Genomic DNA, 23,633 nt, shown 5'->3' with positions numbered 1-23,633 from the left:
GTGAAACGCCGTAGCGCCGATGGTAGTGTGGGGTCTCCCCATGTGAGAGTAGGGAACTGCCAGGCATCAAACAAGTGAAGAGCCCATCCTGACGGATGGGCTTTTTGCGTTTTTGTCGTCTGAAACTGCCGGACATCGGTCTACCCTTATCCGGCCTTTTCATTACTCATGTACCAAATTCAATAACGGATACGGTTTTCCAAGATCGTCCGTTTCAGAACGGCCTGTCACCTTAAAGCCCATTTTCTTATAAAATCCCACCGCTTGTTCATTCTGCTCGTTAACGTTAGTCGTCAGTCTGGGCGCTAACGACAAGGCGTGTTTAATCAAAAGCTTACCCACGCCACAGCCGCGAACAGCAGGATCAACAAATAACGCATCCATATGTTCCCCCGTTAGAAGCATAAAGGCGACCGGCTCATCTTTCTCCGTTACTGCTACCCACAGCGGCGCTTCGGGTAAGAACGAGCTCACCAGCTCTTCCAGCTCCGCTCTATATGCTTTTGATAAAAAACCGTGCGTTGCATCGACCGATCGACACCAGATCGCAATCAGTTTTTTCCCTTCATCATGCCGTGAACGGCGGATACTAATAACCATACGTGCTCCTTTTATTTGTTCTTATATTCTAACGTAAATATCTCCGTGAAATTTTCTCACCCTGCATTTGCAGGCTCGACATTCACATTATTCCTGGGTATCTTCAGCTGTCTGGATGTCTAAACGTTTATACGTATGTTATGAGGTAATAAAGCTATGCCAATTCGGGTGCAGGACGAGCTACCGGCCGTCAATTTCTTGCGTAATGAAAACGTCTTTGTGATGACGACAACTCGCGCGACGACTCAGGAAATCCGCCCGCTGAAGGTGCTCATCCTTAATCTGATGCCGAAGAAAATCGAGACTGAGAATCAGTTTTTGCGACTGCTTTCCAACTCTCCTCTGCAGCTTGATATCCAGCTGCTGCGCATCGATGCTCGCGAATCGCGTAATACCCCAGCGGAACACCTGAACAACTTCTACTGCAACTTTGAAGATATTTGCGATCAGAATTTTGATGGCCTGATTGTTACCGGCGCGCCCTTAGGTTTGGTTGAGTTTAATGACGTTGCCTACTGGCCGCAGATCAAACAGGTGCTGGAATGGGCTAAAGATCATGTTACCTCAACGCTATTTGTCTGTTGGGCTGTACAGGCGGCCCTCAATATCCTCTATGGTATCCCTAAACAGACGCGCTCTGAGAAGATTTCCGGCGTCTACGAACACCATATCCTGCAACCACATGCTTTATTAACCCGCGGCTTTGACGATAGCTTTCTCGCGCCGCACTCGCGCTATGCCGATTTTCCGGCGGCGCTGATACGCGACTACACCGACCTGGAAATTCTGGCGGAAACGGAAGAGGGCGATGCCTACCTGTTCGCCAGCAAAGACAAGCGTATCGCCTTCGTGACCGGTCATCCAGAATATGATGCAAACACCCTGGCCAGCGAGTTCTTCCGCGATGTGGAAGCGGGCCTCGATCCCCAGGTTCCACACAATTATTTCCCGCAAAACGATCCGCAGAACAAACCGCGCGCCACCTGGCGAAGCCATGGCAATCTACTGTTTATCAACTGGCTGAATTATTACGTCTACCAGATCACGCCATACGATCTACGCCATATGAATCCGACTCTGGATTAATCTTCTACACAACGCGATCCTAAAGCGTTTCAGCATTTTGCCTCTGGCACCTTCGGGTGCCTTTTTTATTTCCGAAATGCGGCTCATATTGTGATTAAACTTTATTTATATTGTTATCAATAGGTTAAATGATAATTAAATTAAAAATGGAAATTGTTTTTGATTTTGAAAAATAAATGCGTAGTCTTAATTGTGCTGAACGAAAACTACACAACGATCTTACGTTCGCGCCAACTGGATCAACCAAGAGGAGCAGCACATGACGCAGCAGGCGACAATTACTGACGAACTGGCTTTTAGCCAGCCATATGGCGACCAGGAGAAGCAAATCTTAACGCCTGAGGCAGTCGAATTTTTGACTGAACTGGTGAGCCGCTTTACGCCTGAGCGCAATAAACTCCTGGCGGCGCGTCTCCAGCAGCAGCAGGAAATTGATGACGGTAAGCTACCTGATTTTATTTCGGAAACAGCTTCCATTCGTAATGGTGATTGGAAAATTCGCGGTATCCCTGTGGATTTGCAGGATCGCCGGGTGGAAATCACCGGTCCGGTAGAGCGTAAGATGGTGATCAATGCGCTGAATGCGAACGTAAAAGTCTTTATGGCGGATTTCGAAGACTCACTGGCGCCTGAATGGAGCAAAGTCATTGAGGGGCAAATTAACCTGCGCGATGCGGTTAACGGCACCATCAGCTATACCAATGAAGCTGGCAAAATCTATCAGCTTAAACCGAACCCGGCGCTGCTGATCTGTCGCGTGCGCGGCCTGCATCTGCCGGAAAAACACGTGACATGGCGCAGGGAAGCCATTCCCGGCAGCCTGTTCGACTTTGCTCTTTATTTCTTCCATAACTACAAAGCGTTACTGGAAAAAGGCAGCGGGCCCTATTTCTATCTGCCGAAAACCCAGGCCTGGCAGGAAGCCGCGTGGTGGAGTGAAGTTTTTAGCTTTACGGAAGACCGTTTTGAGCTGCCGCGCGGCACTATCAAAGCCACGCTGCTGATTGAAACGCTGCCCGCCGTATTCCAGATGGACGAAATCCTGCATGCCCTGCGCGACCATATTGTGGGTCTGAACTGCGGGCGCTGGGACTATATCTTCAGCTATATCAAAACGCTGAAGAATCACCCGGACCGCGTTCTGCCGGATCGTCAGGTGGTGACGATGGATAAGCCATTCCTCAGTGCCTACTCACGATTGTTAATTAAGACCTGCCATAAGCGCGGCGCATTTGCGATGGGCGGCATGGCGGCCTTTATTCCGAGCAAAGATGCTGAGCGGAACAATCAGGTGCTGAACAAGGTAAAAGCGGACAAATCGCTGGAGGCGAATAACGGCCATGATGGCACATGGATTGCGCATCCCGGTCTGGCTGACACCGCGATGGCCGTCTTTAATGGCGTGCTCGGTGAGAACAAAAATCAGCTATTTGTCACCCGTGAAGACGATGCGCCAATTACCGCTGAACAGCTGCTGGCCCCCTGCGAGGGCGAACGAACCGAAGAGGGCATGCGCGCCAACATTCGCGTGGCGGTGCAGTACATCGAGGCGTGGATTTCCGGCAACGGCTGCGTACCGATTTATGGCCTCATGGAGGATGCGGCAACGGCCGAGATCTCACGTACCTCAATCTGGCAGTGGATCCATCACGAGAAAACGCTCAGCAGCGGTCAACCGGTAACTAAAGCGCTGTTCCGCCAGTGGCTGGCCGAAGAGATGCGGGTGATTCAGGACGAACTGGGCGAGCACCGCTACAGCAGCGGGCGCTTTGACGAGGCCGCGCGCCTGATGGAACAGATCACCACTTCCGATGAGCTCATTGACTTCCTGACTTTGCCGGGTTACCGCCTGCTGGCCTGACGGCCCAGGCTACTTTGTTTGCCATTTTGGCCCCGGGCAGTACTCAAAATCCTCACGTACTATAAGTACGCTCCGGTTTTTGCGCGCTGGCCGTGACCAAACTGTCATCACCAATAATGCCTGGGAAGCCAGGAAAATAATATGGAGCATCTGCACATGAAAACCCGTACCCAACAAATCGAAGAATTAAACAAAGAGTGGACCAACCCGCGCTGGGAAGGCATTACTCGCCCATACAGCGCCGAAGACGTGGTGAAGCTACGCGGCTCCGTTAACCCGGAATGTACGCTGGCGCAGCTGGGCGCGGCAAAGATGTGGCGACTGCTGCACGGCGAAGCGAAAAAAGGCTACGTCAACAGCCTGGGCGCGCTGACCGGGGGCCAGGCGTTACAGCAGGCGAAAGCGGGCATTGAAGCGATTTACCTTTCTGGCTGGCAGGTCGCGGCGGACGCCAACCTGGCCTCCAGCATGTATCCGGATCAATCGCTCTATCCGGCTAACTCAGTACCGGCCGTGGTCGATCGGATCAATAACACCTTCCGCCGCGCGGATCAGATCCAGTGGTCTGCGGGTATTGAACCGAACGATCCGCGTTATACCGATTATTTCCTGCCGATCGTCGCCGATGCGGAAGCGGGATTTGGCGGCGTGCTTAATGCGTTTGAGCTGATGAAATCGATGATTGAGGCCGGTGCAGCGGCCGTACACTTCGAAGATCAGCTGGCTTCGGTGAAGAAATGCGGCCATATGGGCGGCAAAGTGCTGGTTCCCACGCAAGAAGCGATTCAGAAACTGGTTGCCGCGCGTCTGGCGGCAGACGTAATGGGCGTGCCAACGCTGGTGATTGCCCGCACTGACGCCGATGCGGCGGATTTAATTACCTCAGACTGCGATCCTTACGATCGTCAGTTCATTACCGGCGACCGTACCAGCGAAGGTTTCTTCCGCACCCATGCCGGTATCGAACAGGCGATCAGCCGCGGGCTGGCCTACGCGCCCTATGCCGACCTGGTGTGGTGTGAAACCTCCACCCCGGACCTTGAGCTGGCGAAGCGCTTTGCCGATGCGATCCATGCGAAATATCCGGGCAAACTGCTGGCCTATAACTGCTCGCCGTCGTTTAACTGGCAGAAAAAGCTGGATGATAAAACCATTGCCAGCTTCCAGCAGCAACTGGCGGATATGGGCTACAAATATCAGTTCATCACCCTGGCCGGTATTCACAGCATGTGGTTCAACATGTTCGATCTGGCTCACGCTTACGCCCAGGGCGAGGGGATGAAGCACTACGTTGAGAAGGTTCAGCAGCCGGAATTCGCGGCGGCGAAAGATGGCTATACCTTTGTCTCCCATCAGCAGGAGGTCGGGACTGGCTACTTCGATAAGGTCACCACCATTATCCAGGGCGGAACCTCATCAGTAACGGCGTTAACCGGCTCTACAGAAGAAGATCAGTTCTGATCATTTCCCCTCTCCCTCTCTCCGGGGGAGAGGGAGAGAGGGGAAGGTATGACACGTGGCCTGGAATTATTGATTGCGCAAACTATTTTGCAGGGTTTCGACGCCCAGTACGGTCGTTTTCTTGAAGTCACTTCCGGCGCCCAGCAGCGCTTTGAACAGGCCGACTGGCATGCCGTCCAGCAGGCGATGAAGCAGCGCATCCATCTCTACGATCACCATGTCGGCCTGGTCGTCGAGCAGCTGCGCTGCATTACCGATGGCAAAAATACCGATAGCGACTTTTTGCTGCGGGTAAAAGAACACTATACCCGCCTGCTGCCGGATTACCCTCGCTTCGAAATTGCGGAGAGCTTTTTCAATTCCGTCTATTGTCGGTTGTTTGACCACCGCTCGCTGACTCCCGAGCGGCTTTTTATTTTCAGCTCGCAGCCCGAGCGGCGCCTGCGCTCTATACCGCGGCCGCTGGCGAAAGATTTCTTTCCCGAGCGCGGCTGGGACACGTTATTACGCAAAGTGTTATCCGATCTTCCTCTCCGCCTGCCGTGGCAAAACAGAGCGCGCGATATCGGGTATATCACCGTTTGCCTGCAGGAAGCGCTTGGCGGCGAGCTGCTCTCCCGGTCGTATCTACAGGTGGCGAATGAACTTTTTTACCGCAATAAGGCAGCCTGGCTGGTAGGCAAATTGGTTACGCCGATGGCCACGCTGCCTTTTCTTCTGCCAATCCATCGTACCGATGAAGGCGAACTGTTTGTCGATGCTTGCCTGACGACGCATGCCGAAGCCAGTATCGTTTTTGGCTTCGCCCGCTCCTATTTTATGGTTTACGCGCCGCAGCCCGGCGCGCTGGTCGAGTGGCTGCGCGAGATTCTGCCGGGTAAAACCACCGCCGAACTGTACATGGCGATTGGCTGCCAGAAGCATGCGAAAACGGAAAGCTATCGGGAATACCTGCACTATCTTTCCCGCAGCAATGAACAATTTGTTGAAGCGCCGGGGATCCGCGGGATGGTCATGCTGGTGTTTACCTTGCCGGGCTTTGACCGGGTATTTAAGGTCATCAAGGACCGCTTCGCGCCGCAGAAAGAGATGACTGCCGCTCACGTGCGCGCCTGTTACCAGCTGGTCAAAGAGCATGACCGCGTGGGACGGATGGCCGACACCCAGGAGTTTGAGAACTTCGTGCTGGAGAAACGGCAAATTGCGCCCGAGCTGATGGCCCTGTTACAAACCGAAGCAGGTGGGAAAATTACCGACCTCGGCGATCGGATTGCGATCAGCCATCTGTATATCGAGCGGCGGATGGTGCCGCTGAATATCTGGCTGGAGCAGGTTGACGGGCAGGCGCTGCGTGATGCAGTCGAGGAGTACGGGAACGCCATTCGTCAGCTGGCTGCCGCCAACATTTTCCCGGGCGATATGCTATTTAAGAATTTTGGCGTTACGCGTCACGGCCGGGTGGTGTTCTACGATTACGATGAAATTTGCTATATGACGGAGGTGAATTTCCGCGAGATCCCGCCAGCGCGCTATCCGGAAGATGAGCTTGCCAGCGAGCCCTGGTACAGCGTCTCGCCGGGCGATGTTTTTCCGGAGGAGTTTCGCCACTGGCTGTGCGCCGACCCGCGTATCGGGCCGCTATTTGAAGAGATGCACGCCGACCTGCTGCGCGCCGACTACTGGCGGGAGCTGCAAAACCGTATTCGCAACGGCCACGTGGAAGACGTCTACGCCTATCGTCGCCGTCAGCGCTTTTGCGTGCGTTATGGCAACCTGCAACAGGCAGGGTAAACAGGCGGCCAGGTTCAGGCGGCCTCTATAACCGCAAATTCTTCGTACACCAGCTCCATATCCGGCGCCCAGGTGCCTTCGCGTTCAAAAAATGCCTGATGCGCCGATTGCCAGTAAGCGAGGCTCAAATCACCTTCGCCCTCCAGCGCGGCGAGCTCAGGGCTCATTTCATTAAACCGGATCAGCCTGAGCAACAGGGTGCGTATCACGCAGACGGCTTTGCCCTGGCCGTCCAGCACAATGTGATATGCCCCCGGCGTCACGGGCGGCTGCTCCTGCTGATAGCTGGCAAGCGAACCGCAGGTGCCGCGCTTCTTCCCCGCGATGACCAGGGCCGCCAGCTCGTCGGCCAGCTCCGCTGAATCGCCGAAAGACCAGCAAAAAGCAGAAGGGTATTTATCCTGCCAGTAGGATTTCAGATCGCTCATTTATCGCACTCCGCCATACGCCAGCGTCACTTCTTTCGCCGCTTTGATCACCATGGCGCCGAACTCGGTCACGCGGTCATCGGTAATGCGGGAAATGGGCCCGGAAATAGAGATAGCGGCGAACGGCTCACGATGTTCATCATAAATGCATGACGCTACGCAGCGCAGTCCTAGCGCGTGTTCTTCGTCATCAAACGAATAGCCGCGCTTACGCGTCTGGGCCAGGTCCTCTTTCAGATGCACCGGCGATACCAGCGTAGCGTGGGTGTAAGCGTGCAGACCTTGACGGTGCAGCAGGCCGGTGACCTGATCTTCACTCAACTGCGACAAAAACGCCTTACCGGCGCCAGAAGCGTGCATCGGCAGCTTACCGCCAATCGGCGCCGACATACGCATCAGTTGGGTACACTGCACCTGATCGATAATGATCGCCTGATGATCGCTCGGGTCCAGCACCGCGAGGTTAACCGTTTCGCCGGAGTCTTCCATCAGTTGACGCAAAATCGGATGGACGATCGCCAACAGGTTACGACTTTGCAGGAAGCTGCTGCCGACGACGAAAGCATGGGCGCCCACCGACCAGTGGCCCAGTTCACCGACCTGACGAACAAAACCCAACTGCTGCATCGTGGTTAACAGGCGGTGGGTGGTGGAATTAGGCAAGCCGGCCTGCTGGGCCAGTTCGGTCAGCGCCACGCTGCCGTGAGATTCAGCAATCCATTCGAGCAGCTTCAGGCCGCGGGTCAGGGACTGAACTTGCCCGCCGGCCGGAGCGGCGGCGGAGGCGGCAGGTTTTCTGCCGCGTTTTGCGGGAGCGGGGGTCGCCATCGCGGACTCCTTTTTTCTGTATCGTGGAAATGATTTTCGTTTTATTTGGCGATAATGCAATCACTACCCGACTGATCGGATGAGTGAAGCTGAACATGTCTCATCTTGCCCGCTGTTCTCTTTTCCACCCCTTCGGTTTGTGCCAGTATGGTCCGTTGAGTTTTTTCGGTCTGGTTGAGCGTTGTCGGGAGCGAGTGTGAGCAGCAAAGTTGAGCAACTGCATCAGCAGTTAAAAGAACGTATTCTGGTTCTGGATGGGGGCATGGGCACCATGATCCAGAGCTATCGTCTGAGTGAGCAGGACTTCCGCGGCGAGCGTTTTGCCGACTGGCCGTGCGACCTGAAGGGCAACAACGACCTGCTGGTTCTCAGCAAGCCGGAAGTGATCACCGCCATCCACGATGCCTATTTTGCGGCCGGGGCGGATATCATTGAAACCAACACCTTTAACTCGACGACCATCGCGATGGCGGATTACCAGATGGAATCCCTGTCGGCGGAAATCAACTTTACGGCGGCGAAACTGGCCCGCGCCAGCGCTGATGCCTGGACCGCGCGCACGCCGGAAAAACCACGCTACGTGGCAGGCGTTCTCGGCCCGACTAACCGCACTGCGTCCATTTCTCCTGACGTCAATGACCCGGCCTTTCGCAACATCACCTTTGACGGGCTGGTGGAAGCCTATCGTGAATCCACCAAAGCGCTGGTGGAAGGCGGGGCGGATCTGATTCTGATTGAGACGGTGTTCGATACCCTCAACGCCAAAGCGGCGATCTTTGCGGTCAAAGAGGAGTTTGAAGCGCTGGGGGTCGATCTGCCGATTATGATCTCCGGCACCATCACCGACGCCTCCGGTCGCACGCTGTCCGGCCAGACCACCGAAGCCTTTTATAACTCGCTGCGCCACGCCGATGCGCTCACTTTCGGCCTCAACTGCGCTCTGGGGCCGGACGAACTGCGCCAGTACGTGCAGGAGCTGTCGCGTATCGCCGAATGCTACGTCACCGCCCACCCGAACGCCGGTCTGCCGAACGCCTTTGGTGAATACGATCTGGACGCCGACACGATGGCGACGCAAATTCGCGAATGGGCGGAGGCCGGCTTCCTGAATATTGTCGGCGGCTGCTGCGGCACCACGCCGGAACATATCGCCGCCATGAGCCGCGCGGTGGCCGGCCTGCCGCCGCGCCAGCTGCCGGAGATCCCCGTCGCCTGCCGTCTTTCCGGCCTTGAGCCGCTGAATATCGGCGATGACAGCCTGTTTGTGAACGTCGGCGAACGCACCAACGTTACCGGCTCGGCGAAATTCAAACGCCTGATTAAAGAAGAAAAATATAACGAAGCGCTGGATGTGGCGCGCCAGCAGGTGGAAAGCGGCGCACAGATTATCGATATCAATATGGATGAGGGGATGCTCGACGCCGAAGCGGCGATGACGCGTTTCCTCAACCTGATCGCCGGTGAGCCGGATATCGCCCGCGTGCCGATTATGATCGACTCCTCCAAATGGGAGGTTATCGAAAAGGGCCTGAAGTGTATTCAGGGCAAAGGCATCGTTAACTCCATCTCGATGAAAGAGGGCGTTGAGCCGTTTATCCAGCATGCGAAAAAGGTGCGCCGCTACGGGGCCGCCGTCGTGGTGATGGCCTTTGATGAAGTGGGTCAGGCCGATACCCGCGAACGTAAAATTGAAATTTGCCGCCGGGCGTACACCATTCTTACCGAAGAGGTGGGCTTCCCGCCGGAAGACATCATCTTCGACCCGAATATTTTCGCCGTGGCGACCGGAATTGAAGAGCACAACAACTATGCCCAGGACTTTATCGGCGCCTGTGAAGATATCAAACGCGAACTGCCGCACGCGCTGATCTCCGGCGGCGTCTCTAACGTGTCGTTCTCCTTCCGCGGTAACGACCCGGTGCGCGAGGCGATTCACGCAGTATTCCTCTACTACGCCATCCGTAACGGCATGGATATGGGTATCGTCAACGCTGGACAGCTGGCAATTTACGACGACCTTCCCGCCGAGCTGCGCGACGCGGTTGAAGATGTGATTCTGAACCGCCGCGATGATGGCACCGAACGCCTGCTGGATCTGGCGGAGAAATATCGCGGCAGCAAAACTGACGATACCGCCAACGCCCAGCAGGCGGAATGGCGCAGCTGGGACGTCAAAAAACGTCTCGAGTACTCGCTGGTTAAAGGCATTACCGAATTTATTGAGCTCGATACCGAAGAAGCCCGACAGCAGGCCGCGCGCCCGATCGAGGTTATCGAAGGACCGCTGATGGACGGTATGAACGTGGTTGGCGATCTGTTCGGTGAAGGGAAAATGTTCCTGCCTCAGGTGGTGAAATCCGCCCGCGTAATGAAGCAGGCGGTGGCCTACCTCGAACCCTATATTGAGGCCAGCAAAGAGAAAGGTTCCAGCAACGGCAAGATGGTCATCGCCACCGTGAAGGGTGACGTTCACGATATCGGCAAGAATATTGTCGGCGTCGTGCTGCAGTGTAATAACTATGAAATCGTCGATCTGGGCGTGATGGTGCCTGCGGATAAAATCCTGAAAACCGCCCGCGAGGTTAACGCCGACCTGATTGGCCTCTCCGGGCTGATTACGCCGTCGCTGGATGAGATGGTCAACGTGGCGAAGGAGATGGAGCGTCAGGGCTTTACTATTCCGCTGCTGATCGGCGGCGCAACCACCTCGAAAGCGCATACGGCAGTGAAAATCGAGCAGAACTACAGCGGCCCGACGGTCTACGTGCAGAACGCCTCGCGCACCGTCGGCGTGGTCGCCGCCCTGCTGTCCGATAGCCAGCGCGATGATTTTGTCGCCCGTACCCGCAAAGAGTACGAAACGGTGCGTATTCAGCACGGACGTAAAAAGCCGCGCACTCCCCCCGTCACGCTGGAAGCCGCGCGCGATAACGACCTGGCCTTTGACTGGGCAAGCTACACCCCGCCGGTGGCTCATCGTCTGGGCGTGCATGAGGTGGAAGCCAGTATTGAAACCCTGCGTAATTATATCGACTGGACGCCGTTCTTTATGACCTGGTCGCTGGCCGGTAAGTATCCGCGCATTCTGGAAGATGAAATCGTGGGCGAAGAGGCACAGCGCCTGTTTAAAGACGCCAACGAACTGCTGGATAAGCTCAGTGCCGGGAAGGCCCTTAATCCACGCGGCGTCGTGGGGCTGTTCCCGGCTAACCGCGTCGGCGACGATATTGAAATCTATCGCGATGAAACCCGGACTCATGTGCTGACGGTGGGGCATCATCTGCGCCAGCAGACCGAGAAAGTCGGCTTTGCCAACTACTGCCTGGCGGATTTTGTCGCGCCGAAGCTGTCGGGGAAGGCGGACTATATCGGCGCCTTTGCGGTGACCGGCGGCCTTGAGGAAGACGCGCTGGCCGACGCCTGGGAGGCACAGCACGATGACTATAACAAGATTATGGTGAAGGCGATTGCCGACCGTCTGGCGGAAGCCTTCGCCGAGTATCTGCATGAGCGGGTGCGTAAGGTCTACTGGGGCTATGCGGCGAACGAAAACCTCAGCAACGAGGAGCTGATCCGCGAGAATTACCAGGGAATACGCCCGGCGCCGGGCTATCCCGCCTGTCCGGAGCACACCGAAAAGGCGACCATCTGGGAGCTGCTGGAGGTGGAAAAACGTACCGGCATGAAGCTGACGGAATCCTTTGCTATGTGGCCCGGCGCGTCGGTTTCCGGCTGGTACTTCAGCCATCCGGACAGTAAGTACTTCGCGGTAGCGCAAATTCAGCGCGATCAGGTGGAGGACTATGCGTTACGTAAGGGGATGAGCGTGGCGGAAGTGGAGCGCTGGCTGGCGCCGAACCTCGGTTACGATGCCGACTGATCCACCAGCCGTTATCTTTCCTTACAACTAACAGGGCGCTCAACGAGCGCCCTGTCTCTTTATTGTGCATAAACCCTTATACTGAAGGGAGCTTGCGATCGTTGCCGTCGGATAAGCGAAGCGCTATCCGGCCTGTAACGGTTTATGAGTTTCTGGAACAAATAAATATAAGGAGAAGCTGATTCCGTGTTAACTCTGCTACACCTGTTGTCCGCCGTCGCTCTACTGGTGTGGGGCACCCATATTGTTCGTACCGGCGTGATGCGCGTCTACGGCGCTCGCCTGAGAAGTGTGCTCAGCAGCAGCGTGGAGAAAAAACCGCTCGCCTTCTGCGCGGGGATCGGGGTTACCGCTCTGGTCCAGAGCAGCAACGCCACCACCATGCTGGTCACCTCTTTTGTCGCCCAGGATCTGGTGGCGTTAGCCCCTGCGCTGGTGATGGTGCTGGGCGCTGACGTTGGTACCGCGCTGATGGCGAGGGTGCTGACCTTCGACCTGTCCTGGCTTTCGCCGCTGCTGATTTTTATCGGCGTCATTTTCTTCCTTGGACGCAAGCAAACGCGTGCGGGCCAGCTCGGGCGCGTGGGGATTGGCCTGGGCTTGATTCTGCTGGCGCTGGAGCTGATCGTTCAGGCGGTGCATCCCATCACCCAGGCTAACGGCGTGCAGGTGATTTTCGCCTCGTTGACCGGCGATATTATGCTGGATGCGCTGATCGGCGCGGTATTTGCCATCATCAGCTATTCAAGCCTGGCAGCGGTGCTGCTGACCGCTACGTTAACCGCCACCGGCGTGATTTCGTTCCCGGTGGCGCTGTGCCTGGTGATTGGCGCCAACCTCGGATCCGGGCTGCTGGCGATGCTAAACAACAGCGGCGCTAATGCCGCCGCGCGCCGCGTTGCGCTCGGCAGCCTGTTGTTTAAGCTGGTGGGTAGTCTGATTATCCTGCCGTTTGTCCATCTGTTGGCAAACGTTATGGATGAGCTTCCGCTGCAAAAATCCGAACTGGTTATCTATTTCCACGTCTTCTACAACCTGATCCGCTGTATCGCCATGGTGCCGTTCGCCGGGCCGATGGCTAACCTCTGTAAGCGACTGATTCGCGATGAGCCGGAGCTGGATGCACGACTGAAGCCAAAGCATCTTGATACTTCAGCGCTGGACACCCCGGCTCTGGCGCTGGCTAACGCCGCCCGCGAAACCCTGCGTATCGGCGATGCCATGGAGCAGATGCTGGAAAGCCTGCATAAAGTGATGCACGGTGAACCGCGTGAAGAGAAAGAGCTGCGGCGGCTGGCGGACGATATCAACGTACTTTACACCGCGATTAAGCTCTATCTGGCGCGGATGCCAAAAGAGGAGCTGGCCGATGAGGAATCCCGCCGCTGGGCGGAAATTATCGAAATGGCGCTCAACCTCGAGCAGGCTTCAGATATCGTTGAACGAATGGGCAGCGAAATCGCCGATAAATCGCTGGCCGCGCGGCGCGCGTTCTCCATGGAGGGGTTGAAAGAGCTGGATGCGCTCTACGATCAGCTGCTCAGCAATCTACAGCTGGCGATGTCGGTTTTCTTTTCCGGCGACGTACCGAGCGCCCGCCGCTTGCGCCGTAGCAAACACCGTTTTCGCATTATGAACCGTCGTTACTCGCATGCTCACGTTGATCGCCTGCATCAGCAAAACGTGCAGAGTATCGAAACCAGTACGCTGCACCTGGCGCTGCTGGGCGATATGAAGCGTCTGAACTCGCTGTTCTGCTCGGTAGCCTATAGCGTGATGGAGCAGCCGGATGAGGACGATGAGCGCGATGATTATTAAGCGCTGACGCCGCCTTACATTCCCGGCTCGCGCTGCGCTTAGCCGGGCTACGGGTTCAGCGTTGTCTGCGGGCTGGTAGCCCGGACAGATGCGCAGCGCCGCCTCCGGGAAATTCTGCCACTCTGCGCTCATGCTCCCGGGGGCGGCGCAAAGCGCCTTGCCCGGGCTACGGGGGTCAGCGTCGTCTGTGGGAGGGTAGCCCGGACAGGCGCGTAGCGCCGCCTCCGGGACAAGGGCGGGGGGTCAGAAACGATGGCCTGCGTTCAGGGTTACCGCTTCCTCTCCGGCTCTGAAAACCAGCGTCGGATTCGGGCCGCCGAGAGTGGCGTGGCCCTGCGTCACCTGTATCCAGTTGCCTTCCGGCAGGCCGATAATCGTCAGCTCTGGCGCAACCACCAGCAGCTCGCGAATCCGCTGTTCGCGAGTTTCCCCTTTGTGGCCTTCCGGCAGCGCGTTGGTGAAGTGGGGGTTAATTTGCAGCGGAAACAGCCCCAGCGCAGAAAAACCGTTAGGGTCGACAATCGGCATATCATTGGTGGTGCGAATTGTTGGGCAGGCAAGGTTAGCGCCCGCGCTCCAGCCGATATACAGCGCCCCGCGCTTCATTACATCCACAATCGGCGCCAGCAGGCCGCGGTCGCGACACTCTTTCAGCAGCTGAAAGGTATTGCCGCCGCCGACGATAACTATCTCCGCGTTCTCAATCGCCGAAACCGGGTCCGCGACGCTGTGAATACCGGTAACCGTAACGCCCATTGGGCTGAAGACGGCGGCGGTTTTCGCGGTGTAATCATCCCAGGTTTGCGTCACCCCGGCAAAAGGGATGAATACCGCGGAACGGCGGCCATTTAGCTGCCCGGCAATGGTCGGCAGCGCATGTTCCAGCCAGGCTTTGCCCGGCAGCGTTGAGTTACTCAATAGCAGCAGTTCCATAATTTCTCCATTTGACCAGATGATTATTCGGGCTGGGATGTTATCACAGGATATCTCACCGCTTGCTGACGTGGCTCACGCTGAGACGCGCTGAGCAAAGCGGAGCGGCGATTTTTGGCGCAGGGATTCTCCGAATTAATCTGGAAAGTACCTCGCAGAGTGACTCTACCGGGCGTGACAGGTTAGCGGGAACCGCTTAGTTTCACGTGATGATTCACAGGCAAGGGAAGGGCTGCGCTGCGCGCTGCAATCGACTTTCCGATCAATGGTTATTAGAGCGCCCTCCCTGGCGCTCTTCGTTTGCCCTTATCCTCTGGCAAAGGCCGCGGCTTCAGCGACCAGCGCCGCGTCCGGACGCACGCCGGTGTAGAGCGCAAACTGCTCCACCGCCTGCAGGGCAATCACCTCCGCGCCGCTGATAACGTGTTTGTCCCGCTTCTTCGCCAGTTTGATGAGCGGGGTTTCCGGCGGCAGAGCGACCACGTCAAATACCACGTCGGCCCGTTCCACCATCGTCGGGCTAAAGGCCAGGGTTTCGCTTTCCGCACCGCCCGCCATGCCGAGCGGCGTGACGTTAACCAGAATATCCGCCGCGATCCCTTCCGGCTTTGGCTGCCATTGAAAACCGTACTGCTTTGCCAGCACCAGTCCACGATCGCGATGGCGGGCGGCGATAATCACATCGCGGAAACCGGCATCGCGAAAGGCGGCGATGACCGCTTTGCCCATCCCGCCGCTGCCCTGGATCATCACTTTGGCAGAGGAGTCGAGCTGATGGCTGTCAATCAGGCTTTTCACCGCGATGTAGTCGGTATTCAACCCGGTTAGCCTGCCGTCGTCGTTGACGATGGTGTTGACCGAATCAATCGCCTTTGCCGAAGGGGCAAGCGCGTCAAGATACGCTATGCAGCTCTCTTTAAACGGCATTGAGACCGCGCAGCCGCGGATGCCCAATGCGCGGACGCCCTTCACCGCTGCGGCAATATCCTGGGTAGTAAAGGCTTTATAGATATAATTCAGCCCGAGTTTTTCATACAGATAGTTATGAAAGCGGGTACCGAAGTTGCCCGGGCGACCGGCCAGCGACATGCATAGCTGCGTATCGCGATTAATCATGAGCAATATCCTCCGCGTGGGCCAGCAGATACTCTTCCGCCTCTTTTGACCAGATACCGTGGTGACGTTCCATAATCGCCGCCAGCTGCGGGTCGCGAATGTCTCCCAGCGGCGTCAGCGGGAAGTTTTTCCCGGTATAAACCAGCTTCTTACCGCCGCCCACCGCCGGTAAATCCAGGGTGGTCTCGCCCGCCGCATTCAGCCCCAGAATATGGGTCACCACTTTTGCAGTCTGGACTTTTTTTGCCTGCATCAGCGCTACGGCGGCGCGCATATCGTCGGTATTGCCGCCGGAGGTGCCGACGTAGTGAGTGAAGGCGTAATGCACATCGTAAAAATTGATCGGCGCGCTGAACTGCTTATCCTGCGGGCCGGCAAAAAAGTTCAGGCAGCCGTCCGGGGCCAGCAGCGAGGATGCCAGAGTGATGAGCTGTTCGTTAGGGACGAAGACAAAAATATCGTCAAAACCGTGGCCGCCGGAGAGCGCCATCAACGTTTCGCGGCTGGCGTCGTGCCCATCCAGATAGTGAATCAGCGTTTGCGGCTCGGAGGGATAGTGCTGGCGCGCATAGCTGAGTTTTGGCTTATTGGTGTCGGTGACCACCAGCAGCGCCGGGTTGATCGGGCCATGCAGCGCGTAGTCGATAGCCAGCAGACCCATCGGGCCGGTGCCGCCGAGGATCAGGGTGCGCCCCTGCGGGCGAATGCCCATCACATGGTTATAGCTGCCTTCCTGCAGATGATAGTTGGCGTTGAACGCGCCGATTACGCAGGAAAGCGGCTCCACCAGCGAACCTTCAAACCAGGTATCGCCTTCCCAGGTGAGCAGGCAATCCTGCGCCATCACCTCGTCAGGGATCACCACGTGGGTGGCTTCGCCGCCGATCCACGGGAAGGAATAACCGGGGCAGTCCGGGCGATCCGGTAGCTGCAGATTGGCCTGAATCACATAGCGCTGGCCAGCGTGAAACTTATGCTGCCATTTTTTGCCGACGGCGATGATCTCTCCGCAGAACTCATGGCCGATGATGATCGGGTTAGTCGCCACATCATCAGGCACCTTTTTGTGGTCCTCGCCCTGGTTCGCCTCTTTCCACGAAGAGAGGCACAGGCTGTCGGTGACCACCCGGGCGAGAATTTCATCATCCTGCATCGCCGGAAGTGCAAAGGTTTCCAGGCGCAGATCGCGTTTGCCGTACAGGCGCAGGGCTGTTGTTGTTTGCATGTTTACCACCTCACCCCCTTCATCTTTCGCATTACGGCTGTATTGGCTTCCTTCATGTCCCCGGATCACGCAGTGAATCCACGCTCCCAGGGATAAATTCAGTTGCCGCCTCGCCGTACTGCGCCATCTTTGGGGTTAACTTGTTGAAGTAGACCCGGCATCGCCGGGCGGAATAATCAGGACAGGAAGCCCAGTGCGTTACCGATAATCCCCAAACCGAAGAGGGCGAAAATCAGCCAGACCGGGTTCACTTTCTTATTGAGCAGGCGCACCATCAGCAGCGTCAGGCCCAGAGCCAGCAGGCCGGGGCAAAGCTGATCGAGGATGTTTTGTACGGTCATGGTGACGGTTGAGCCGTTGGCGCCCGGGGTTTGCGAGACCACCAGCGGGACGTTGATGGTGGTCCACTTGGTGACCAGCACGCCCATCACAAACAGGCCAAGAATGGAGGCGCCTTCGGTCAGTTTTTGCAGCAGGTTACCGCCCATATCGCTGACGATATTGACCCCTTTACGGAAGCCAAGCTGCAGTCCGTACCACTTCATCGCCAGACGAACCGCGTTGAAAATAAAGAAGAACAGCAGCGGACCAAGAATATTTCCGGAGAGCGCCAGCGAGGCGCCGAGGGCGGCGGTAATTGGCCGCAGCGTGCCCCATACCAGCGGGTCGCCCACGCCTGCCAGCGGCCCCATCAGGCCGACTTTGATCCCGTTGATGGCGCCATCGTCAATAGCGGCGCCGTTGGCCCGCGCTTCCTCCATCGCGACGGTCACGCCAATAACCGGCCCGCAGACTGCCGGAGTGGTATTGAAGAACACCAGATGGCGCTTCAGCGCGGCAACCTGATCCTCCTTCAGCGGGTAGAGGCGCTTGATGGCCGGGATCATGTCGTAGCAGAAACCAAGCCCGTGGATACGCTCGAAGTTGAATGACGCCTGCTGCAGGTTGGATCGCAGAAACATGCTCACCAGGTCGCCTTGGGTAATTTTTTTCTGTTCCATGTTGGGCTCCATCAGTCGTCAAGCTGGTCAAGGGCGGTGGAAGAGGGGGCGGCGGCCTGCGGTTCAGGTTTACGCCACTGCGGGTTGAGCTGGATATAAATCAGCGCGATGATGACCCCCACGCCGCCGAAAGCCAGCAGACTAAAGTCGAGATAGCCGCCCGCGAGGAAGCCGAGAAAGAAGAAAGGCATCAGATACTTCACGCCCATCATGCGCAGCACCATGGCGTAGCCGACCACCACGATAAAACCGCCGGCGATTTGCAGACCGCGGGTGACGAATTCCGGAATGGCGTTGAGCATATTGCTGACCATATCCGCGCTGACAAACAGAGAAACGATGAGTGCGGGAATGGCGACGCGCAGCGCCTGAACGCCCAGCGCCGACACATGCAGCAGATCGATTGTTCTGAAGCGTGCCTCTTCCGCGGCCTTATCCGCCGCGTGCTGGAACACCACGGTAATGGTGCGGGCGAACACGGTGAGTACCTGGCCTGCGGCCGCGACCGGCAGCGCAATCGCTATTCCGGTAGCGATGCTTTGCTGGCCAACGATCACCAGGATGGCGGAAATAATGCTGGCTAACGCCGAATCCGGAGACTGCGCCGCGCCGACGTTCATCCAGCCGAGCGCGATGAGCTCCAGCGTCCCGCCGAGCATAATTCCGGTTTTTAAATCGCCGAGAATTAAGCCAATCACGGTACAGGCGATTAATGGACGGTGAGTCTGGAATTCATCCAGCACGCTGCCCATTCCGGCAATACAGGAAAAAATAAATATGGCTATTATTTGTAGGGTACTTATTTCCATAATTTGTCACCTTGAGGGTATAGAAATCCCTGCCTTTTACGGCATTTACACGATGTTCTTCAGGCTGCCTCTTTGTTGACTGCATTCTCTCGCCCCAGTCGCATAGTAATCTATGCTGCTGGTGACTTTCTCATTTGCCGCCGCGATGCAGCCAGAATGCCAGGGTGAAATAAAAGGCGCGTTTTATTATTCTGTAACGGACTGCTCTGCTATTTTATCGAGAATATTAACCGACGGATCTGAGGCTACGACGCGTAAATCAAGTTTAACCCCCAGATTATCTAACTGCTGAAAGGTATTAATATCCGCTGCGTCTAATGACACCGCTTTGGTTAATTGTTTCTTACCCGGTCGCCAGGCCATACCGCCAATATTCAGGGTGGCTATTTTCACCCCCTGCTGCACCATAGTTAATACGTCCTGCGGATTAGTGAATAAATAAAAAACCGTTTCGCCCTGATATTGCGGGTTGTGATAAACGGCGACGGCTTTCTCGATATTCACCACATTGACCTTCATGCCCGGCGGCGCGGCCTGGCGAAGCAGCGTGCGGCGAACGTCGTCGTTATACACGTCGTCATTACAGATAATAATGCGCTGGGCGTTGGCCACTTTTGACCAAACGGTGGTGACCTGGCCGTGAATCAAACGGTCGTCAATGCGCGCGAGCGTAATGTTCATCAGAAATCCTCCTCAACGGTTTCCGGTTGCCGCCAGGTGACGCAGCACTGGCTGGCGATAAGTTCCAGGTGTTGGCACAGCGCTTCTGCATTCATCGTTTGCTGATTATCGACCAGCTCCAGAGCCAGCGGCAGCGACAGGCCGCTGATGACCCGGAGCTGCGGGTTGCGCATCGCTAGCCCGGCGGCGGCATTCCACGGGCTGCCGCACTGTAAATCGACGGCAATAAGCCACTCTTCGTCTTTGTGAGTACTTACCAACTTTTCAAGCTTACCGGCGATGTCGCCCGCGTTTTCACCCGGTACAAACTCCACGGCGCTGACGTTGACATCGCCGTAAACCATGCGCACCGAGTCGAGCATGGCGCAGGCCAGCTGGCCGTGGGCGCAGAAGATGACGTTAACCATTTTTCCCCCTTAGCCGCGCGTTTTTCCGCCCGCGATGTTAGTGGTGACTCCGGTGATATAGCTGGCGCGATCTGAGAGCAGATAGCAAACAAAATCAGCGACTTCGCTGAGCCGACCCGAACGACCAATCGGAATCGAATTTTTGCTATAGCCTTCGCGCAGCTGCTCGACGGTAATATTACGGGTCCAGGCCAGCGCCTGTTCGTACTCAGGCGTGCGCAGCCCGGTTTTTTCCAGAATGCCCGGCGCAACGCCCACGACGCGAATACCGTGTTTACCTAACTCTTTCGACCATGAGCGGGTAAAGCTATTCAGCGCGGCTTTAGTCGCGGCGTAACAGCTCTGGCCTTCAGAGCCTTCGAGGCCGCTTTCCGACGAGACGTTAACAATCACGCCGCTGCGCTGTTTAACCATCTGGCGGGCTACCGCCTGTGACATCAGAAATACGCCTTTTTGATTGATATTGACCATTTTTTCGAATGCCGCTTCATTTAATTCATAGCGGCCGGACGGCGCTTTCTCATCGACTAATAAACGCGGGAAGTTGACGCCAGCGTTATTAACCAGTCCGTCAATACGGCCAAAACGCTGAATAATACTGTCGACGGTATTATTCACTTCGCTGGCGCTGGAAATATCTGTTGGCCAGAAACAATAATTTTCACCGAGCTGATGTTTATCGCCGCCGTGAATATCGCTCATCTGCACATTTGCGCCCTGGGCTAATAATTCATCGACAATCGCCAGGCCAATTCCTGATGCGCCACCGGTAACAATAATAATTTTATCTTTTAAGTTTAACCACGTATCCATTATCGACTCCTGTTTCTTCAGATAAAGGGATTCCCCGCAGCAGCGCTGCGTGAAATCATATCGTTGTAATTTACTTCAGTAGCGACTCGGCGGTTTCTCGATTCGTCACCAGACAGTTAATATAGTGTCCATTTAAGGCGCCAAGAATACCGGAGTATTTTTCCTCGCCCATGGCGATACCTACCGAATAACGCGCCTGCCTGAGTTTCGCCATCTCAATAGACAGCGTTTTCTCGCTCATGGCGGTTTCTACCAGCGCGCCATCAATATTGTAAAAGCGCGAGCAGATATCACCGGCGACCTGGCGGGCGTTGAGATCGTCGCTCTCTTCGCTGCCGTAAAACGCATGCCAGTTGGCGCCGTCGCGGATAGCCGGTGAACCGATCCCCACCAGCGCGACGTCCAGGTTATCCCAGTAAGATGCAATGGTTTTAAAGTGCTGGGATTGCATAATACCGTTGCGAATTAATTTGTTATCCAGCAGCGCCGGGAAATCGGCGAGATGCGATTCCGCTTTCAGCTTCGCCGCGGCGCCGTAGGTCAGCGTATTCACGTGGTAGCGGCTCTCCAGCTTGCCGGAGGGGCCGCCGATAATCGGGACGCAGATAACCTGACGGGACTGGCTGGCCTGCGGCAGATTCTCCACCAGCGCGCGTACCGCACGCCCCCAGGAGAAACCGACGATATCGCCCGGCTCCAGCAGCCTGTCGACCAATTGTGCGCCATGCAGGCCGATAAGATTGAGCTGATCCTCCTCCAGCAGCGAGTCGCAGGCCGCCACCACCGCCTCCTTGAGGTCAAATTTTTGTTTCAGCTGCTGCTCAAGCCACAGATTTTCGTTGTAGTCATAGTTGATGGCGATAGTGACGATGCCCTGCTCGCGGCCGCGCTTCAGCAGACGGCTGATGGTGGTGCGATATATCCCCAGCTCGCGGGCAATCTGCGCCTGGGTCATATCCTGCTCATAATAGAGCTGGGCGATTTTTACGATCAGACGAATATCGTCGCTGTTTTCCATCGTCACTGTCGGCTCCTGCACATTTGTGCAAATCAGATATTAGCGCTCACGATCTGATATAACCCCATCAGGCGCCCGCTTTAAAGAAATTTTCCTCTTTTTCATAGCAACCTTCTGACCGTTTCTGTTGCACATTTGCGTTGCTAATCGCCGGTTTCCGGCACGTTTGTGCCGTAAGTGATAAGGGCCTGATTCTGCTTTATTTCGCCGGGCAAAGTTGCTGGGCTTTCTGAAGTACACTTTTGTGTTGAAAGGCGGGACAGATCACATTTAGCGTCAGGCGGCGAGCGCGCGATTCTTTTTTATCGCCTGCAAGGTAGGGTATATTTCGTTTTTAAACAGAAAGCATTCAAGTTTTATCAAGGCGGCAAGGGAGCGACGCCCGGCAGCATAGAAATCTATGTGACTGGGATCAGTGAGTGTAGCCATCGCAGAGACAACTTGAAGGATGAAGTGTTTCAGGAGAAGTTATGCTGCCCGACTCGTCAACCCGACTCAATAAATACATCAGCGAAAGCGGAATTTGCTCGCGCCGTGAAGCCGATCGCTTTATCGAACAAGGCAACGTTTTTATCAACGGCAAACGCGCCACTATTGGCGACCAGGTTAAAGCTGGCGACGTAGTCAAGGTCAATGGCCGGTTGATTGAGCCGCGCGAAGCGGATGATTTAGTACTGATTGCGCTGAATAAACCGGTTGGCATCGTCAGCACTACCGAAGACGGGGAGCGCGACAACATCGTTGATTTCGTTAACCACAGCAAACGCGTATTCCCAATCGGCCGTCTGGACAAAGACTCGCAGGGGCTCATCTTTCTGACCAACCATGGCGATCTGGTGAATAAAATCCTGCGCGCCGGTAACGACCATGAAAAAGAGTATCTGGTCACCGTTGATAAGCCGGTGACCGATGAGTTTATTCGCGGAATGGGTGCGGGCGTACCGATTCTCGGTACGGTGACGAAGAAGTGCAAAGTGAAAAAAGAAGCGCCTTTTGTGTTTCGCATTACCCTGGTTCAGGGGCTGAATCGCCAGATCCGCCGGATGTGCGAATATTTTGGCTATGAAGTGACGAAGCTTGAGCGGACGCGGATCATGAACGTCAGCCTGACGGGGATCCCGCTGGGAGAGTGGCGCGATCTGACCGACGATGAGCTGATCGATCTCTTCAAGTTGATTGAGAACTCGTCTTCAGAGGCGAAACCGAAGGCAAAGGCGAAGCCGAAAACGGCCGGCATTAAGCGCCCGGTAGTCGCGATGGAAAAAACCAGCGAGAGGTCTTCCCGTCCGGCGTCGAACGGCAAACGCTTTACTGCGCCAGGGCGTAAAAAGAAAGGGCGTTAGCGTCTGCCGCGCGTTGGCGTATTTGCCGACCAGGAAAATGAGGCCTCCGCATCCGGTTTGTAAGCCTGCTTTTTCTTGAGCTGGCGGGCTTTCTTAGCCTCGGCTTCGCGCTGGAGCATCAGTTTATCGATGTACTCTTTTTTCACGCTATTGGTCTCCGCGTTGGTCAGCGGACGGCCATGGGCGATGCGCGCGCGGTCGAGCAGGGTTTTCAGTTCGCGCTGTTCGCGCTCGGTCATCTCTTTTTGAGTGATGCGGGGGAGTGCCATAGTGGTGCCCTCAGTTAGCCTGTGGCTTCAGTGTACGGTAAAGGGGCGGACGTCTCACGGTAAATTGTTGTGCCTCGCAGAAAATCCCGGAGGCGGTGCTGCGCACCTGTCCGGGCTACGAAACCCGCAAGCTGCACGGACCGTAGCCCGATGTGATGGACACCTCCCCCTTACGGCATCAAAGTGCCAGACTGAGGTGTACCTACAGTTAACTGGAGGAGGTGTCCATCATGAATATTAAACGTATTGGTCTCGACCTGGCAAA

Annotated in this window: 20 protein-coding genes; 7 read left to right on the top strand and 13 right to left on the bottom strand. The window is 56.1% G+C overall.

The window, feature by feature from the left end; all coding sequences use genetic code 11:
• Positions 1–162 precede the first annotated feature (162 nt).
• Positions 163–600: an acetyltransferase gene (locus tag ACSIPU_RS29455; protein ID WP_032728766.1), complete on the bottom strand. Its 438-nt coding sequence runs from the start codon at positions 598–600 to the stop codon at positions 163–165.
• A 156-nt stretch (positions 601–756) separates the two neighbouring features.
• On the opposite strand from ACSIPU_RS29455, the gene metA reads away from it, so the two are divergent.
• The 4 genes from metA to aceK all read left to right on the top strand — a co-directional run bounded on the left by metA (position 757) and on the right by aceK (position 6,799).
• A complete protein-coding gene (metA, locus tag ACSIPU_RS29450; protein WP_004109666.1) occupies positions 757–1,686 on the top strand; it encodes a homoserine O-acetyltransferase MetA in 930 nt (309 codons plus the stop codon).
• Positions 1,687–1,945: 259 nt separating this feature from the next.
• Entirely contained in the window at positions 1,946–3,547 is a 1,602-nt protein-coding gene (aceB, locus tag ACSIPU_RS29445; RefSeq protein ID WP_023320156.1) for a malate synthase A, read from the top strand.
• Positions 3,548–3,703: 156 nt separating this feature from the next.
• Positions 3,704–5,008 carry an isocitrate lyase gene (aceA, locus tag ACSIPU_RS29440; protein ID WP_024274896.1) on the top strand — a complete coding sequence of 435 codons (1,305 nt, stop codon included), beginning with the start codon at positions 3,704–3,706 and terminating at the stop codon, positions 5,006–5,008.
• Positions 5,009–5,056: 48 nt separating this feature from the next.
• Positions 5,057–6,799, top strand: coding sequence for a bifunctional isocitrate dehydrogenase kinase/phosphatase (gene aceK / locus ACSIPU_RS29435; protein WP_023329116.1), 1,743 nt, complete (start codon positions 5,057–5,059; stop codon positions 6,797–6,799).
• Between the two features lie 14 nt (positions 6,800–6,813).
• On the opposite strand, the gene ACSIPU_RS29430 is transcribed toward aceK, so the two are convergent.
• A complete protein-coding gene (locus ACSIPU_RS29430) occupies positions 6,814–7,218 on the bottom strand; it encodes an ASCH domain-containing protein (protein ID WP_123830354.1) in 405 nt (134 codons plus the stop codon).
• 9 nt (positions 7,219–7,227) lie between these two features.
• Positions 7,228–8,055, bottom strand: coding sequence for a glyoxylate bypass operon transcriptional repressor IclR (iclR, locus tag ACSIPU_RS29425; protein ID WP_004117167.1), 828 nt, complete (start codon positions 8,053–8,055; stop codon positions 7,228–7,230).
• A 196-nt stretch (positions 8,056–8,251) separates the two neighbouring features.
• Here iclR and metH point away from each other — a divergent pair, with 196 nt between their 5' ends.
• Both metH and ACSIPU_RS29415 read left to right on the top strand, forming a co-directional pair.
• Positions 8,252–11,935 carry a methionine synthase gene (gene metH / locus ACSIPU_RS29420; protein WP_023320159.1) on the top strand — a complete coding sequence of 1,228 codons (3,684 nt, stop codon included), beginning with the start codon at positions 8,252–8,254 and terminating at the stop codon, positions 11,933–11,935.
• A gap of 186 nt (positions 11,936–12,121) precedes the next feature.
• Positions 12,122–13,753: a Na/Pi cotransporter family protein gene (locus tag ACSIPU_RS29415; protein ID WP_004109645.1), complete on the top strand. Its 1,632-nt coding sequence runs from the start codon at positions 12,122–12,124 to the stop codon at positions 13,751–13,753.
• Between the two features lie 243 nt (positions 13,754–13,996).
• On the opposite strand, the gene pepE is transcribed toward ACSIPU_RS29415, so the two are convergent.
• From pepE to ACSIPU_RS29370, 9 genes are all read right to left on the bottom strand, one after another.
• Complete coding sequence (gene pepE, locus ACSIPU_RS29410) at positions 13,997–14,686, bottom strand: dipeptidase PepE (protein WP_196558283.1); 690 nt, start codon at positions 14,684–14,686, stop codon at positions 13,997–13,999.
• A gap of 306 nt (positions 14,687–14,992) precedes the next feature.
• Positions 14,993–15,802 carry a shikimate 5-dehydrogenase gene (locus tag ACSIPU_RS29405; RefSeq protein WP_004109640.1) on the bottom strand — a complete coding sequence of 270 codons (810 nt, stop codon included), beginning with the start codon at positions 15,800–15,802 and terminating at the stop codon, positions 14,993–14,995.
• Positions 15,795–17,027, bottom strand: a complete 1,233-nt coding sequence (gene sorE / locus ACSIPU_RS29400) for an L-sorbose 1-phosphate reductase (RefSeq protein WP_004109637.1) — start codon at positions 17,025–17,027, stop codon at positions 15,795–15,797. Before sorE ends, ACSIPU_RS29405 begins: the two co-directional genes overlap by 8 nt.
• 176 nt (positions 17,028–17,203) lie before the next feature.
• A complete protein-coding gene (locus tag ACSIPU_RS29395) occupies positions 17,204–18,028 on the bottom strand; it encodes a PTS system mannose/fructose/sorbose family transporter subunit IID (protein ID WP_004109634.1) in 825 nt (274 codons plus the stop codon).
• Between the two features lie 11 nt (positions 18,029–18,039).
• The gene (locus ACSIPU_RS29390; protein WP_004109631.1) at positions 18,040–18,837 is read right to left on the bottom strand and encodes a PTS mannose/fructose/sorbose transporter subunit IIC; all 798 of its coding nucleotides are present in this window, start codon (positions 18,835–18,837) and stop codon (positions 18,040–18,042) included.
• 186 nt (positions 18,838–19,023) lie between these two features.
• Positions 19,024–19,518, bottom strand: coding sequence for a mannose/fructose/sorbose PTS transporter subunit IIB (locus tag ACSIPU_RS29385; protein WP_017145135.1), 495 nt, complete (start codon positions 19,516–19,518; stop codon positions 19,024–19,026).
• The gene (locus ACSIPU_RS29380; RefSeq protein ID WP_004109623.1) at positions 19,518–19,925 is read right to left on the bottom strand and encodes a mannose/fructose/sorbose PTS transporter subunit IIA; all 408 of its coding nucleotides are present in this window, start codon (positions 19,923–19,925) and stop codon (positions 19,518–19,520) included. Before ACSIPU_RS29380 ends, ACSIPU_RS29385 begins: the two co-directional genes overlap by 1 nt.
• 9 nt (positions 19,926–19,934) lie before the next feature.
• On the bottom strand, positions 19,935–20,738 hold the full coding sequence (locus ACSIPU_RS29375; protein WP_004109619.1) for an SDR family oxidoreductase: 804 nt from the start codon (positions 20,736–20,738) through the stop codon (positions 19,935–19,937).
• 70 nt (positions 20,739–20,808) lie between these two features.
• Positions 20,809–21,756, bottom strand: a complete 948-nt coding sequence (locus ACSIPU_RS29370; RefSeq protein WP_016808447.1) for a sugar-binding transcriptional regulator — start codon at positions 21,754–21,756, stop codon at positions 20,809–20,811.
• A gap of 470 nt (positions 21,757–22,226) precedes the next feature.
• On the opposite strand from ACSIPU_RS29370, the gene rluF reads away from it, so the two are divergent.
• Positions 22,227–23,099 (top strand): 23S rRNA pseudouridine(2604) synthase RluF, encoded by an 873-nt coding sequence (gene rluF / locus ACSIPU_RS29365; protein WP_004109615.1) that lies wholly within the window; start codon positions 22,227–22,229, stop codon positions 23,097–23,099.
• Here the strand turns inward: rluF and ACSIPU_RS29360 are convergent.
• The gene (locus ACSIPU_RS29360; protein WP_004109613.1) at positions 23,096–23,368 is read right to left on the bottom strand and encodes a DUF3811 domain-containing protein; all 273 of its coding nucleotides are present in this window, start codon (positions 23,366–23,368) and stop codon (positions 23,096–23,098) included. The two genes, rluF and ACSIPU_RS29360, sit on opposite strands and share 4 nt — an antisense overlap.
• Between the last annotated feature and the right edge of the window lie 265 nt (positions 23,369–23,633).

Origin of the sequence: Klebsiella sp. HN106 (assembly GCF_051209435.1) — a bacterium.
Classification (GTDB): domain Bacteria; phylum Pseudomonadota; class Gammaproteobacteria; order Enterobacterales; family Enterobacteriaceae; genus Klebsiella; species Klebsiella oxytoca.
The sequence above is the reverse complement of the archived record's forward strand: the minus strand, read 5'-3'. Positions and strand labels throughout refer to the sequence as shown.

What these genes read in the sequence shown, in the direction of transcription:
- metA (WP_004109666.1), top strand. Translation starts at nt 757, where the DNA reads ATGCCAATTCGGGTGCAGGACGAGCTACCGGCCGTCAATTTCTTGCGT.
- aceA (WP_024274896.1), top strand. Translation starts at nt 3,704, where the DNA reads ATGAAAACCCGTACCCAACAAATCGAAGAATTAAACAAAGAGTGGACC.
- pepE (WP_196558283.1), bottom strand. Translation starts at nt 14,686, where the DNA reads ATGGAACTGCTGCTATTGAGTAACTCAACGCTGCCGGGCAAAGCCTGG.
- ACSIPU_RS29395 (WP_004109634.1), bottom strand. Translation starts at nt 18,028, where the DNA reads ATGGAACAGAAAAAAATTACCCAAGGCGACCTGGTGAGCATGTTTCTG.
- ACSIPU_RS29385 (WP_017145135.1), bottom strand. Translation starts at nt 19,518, where the DNA reads ATGAACATTACGCTCGCGCGCATTGACGACCGTTTGATTCACGGCCAG.
- ACSIPU_RS29360 (WP_004109613.1), bottom strand. Translation starts at nt 23,368, where the DNA reads ATGGCACTCCCCCGCATCACTCAAAAAGAGATGACCGAGCGCGAACAG.
- ACSIPU_RS29390 (WP_004109631.1), bottom strand. Translation starts at nt 18,837, where the DNA reads ATGGAAATAAGTACCCTACAAATAATAGCCATATTTATTTTTTCCTGT.
- ACSIPU_RS29405 (WP_004109640.1), bottom strand. Translation starts at nt 15,802, where the DNA reads ATGATTAATCGCGATACGCAGCTATGCATGTCGCTGGCCGGTCGCCCG.
- iclR (WP_004117167.1), bottom strand. Translation starts at nt 8,055, where the DNA reads ATGGCGACCCCCGCTCCCGCAAAACGCGGCAGAAAACCTGCCGCCTCC.
- aceK (WP_023329116.1), top strand. Translation starts at nt 5,057, where the DNA reads ATGACACGTGGCCTGGAATTATTGATTGCGCAAACTATTTTGCAGGGT.
- ACSIPU_RS29455 (WP_032728766.1), bottom strand. Translation starts at nt 600, where the DNA reads ATGGTTATTAGTATCCGCCGTTCACGGCATGATGAAGGGAAAAAACTG.
- sorE (WP_004109637.1), bottom strand. Translation starts at nt 17,027, where the DNA reads ATGCAAACAACAACAGCCCTGCGCCTGTACGGCAAACGCGATCTGCGC.
- rluF (WP_004109615.1), top strand. Translation starts at nt 22,227, where the DNA reads ATGCTGCCCGACTCGTCAACCCGACTCAATAAATACATCAGCGAAAGC.
- ACSIPU_RS29370 (WP_016808447.1), bottom strand. Translation starts at nt 21,756, where the DNA reads ATGGAAAACAGCGACGATATTCGTCTGATCGTAAAAATCGCCCAGCTC.
- ACSIPU_RS29380 (WP_004109623.1), bottom strand. Translation starts at nt 19,925, where the DNA reads ATGGTTAACGTCATCTTCTGCGCCCACGGCCAGCTGGCCTGCGCCATG.
- aceB (WP_023320156.1), top strand. Translation starts at nt 1,946, where the DNA reads ATGACGCAGCAGGCGACAATTACTGACGAACTGGCTTTTAGCCAGCCA.
- ACSIPU_RS29375 (WP_004109619.1), bottom strand. Translation starts at nt 20,738, where the DNA reads ATGGATACGTGGTTAAACTTAAAAGATAAAATTATTATTGTTACCGGT.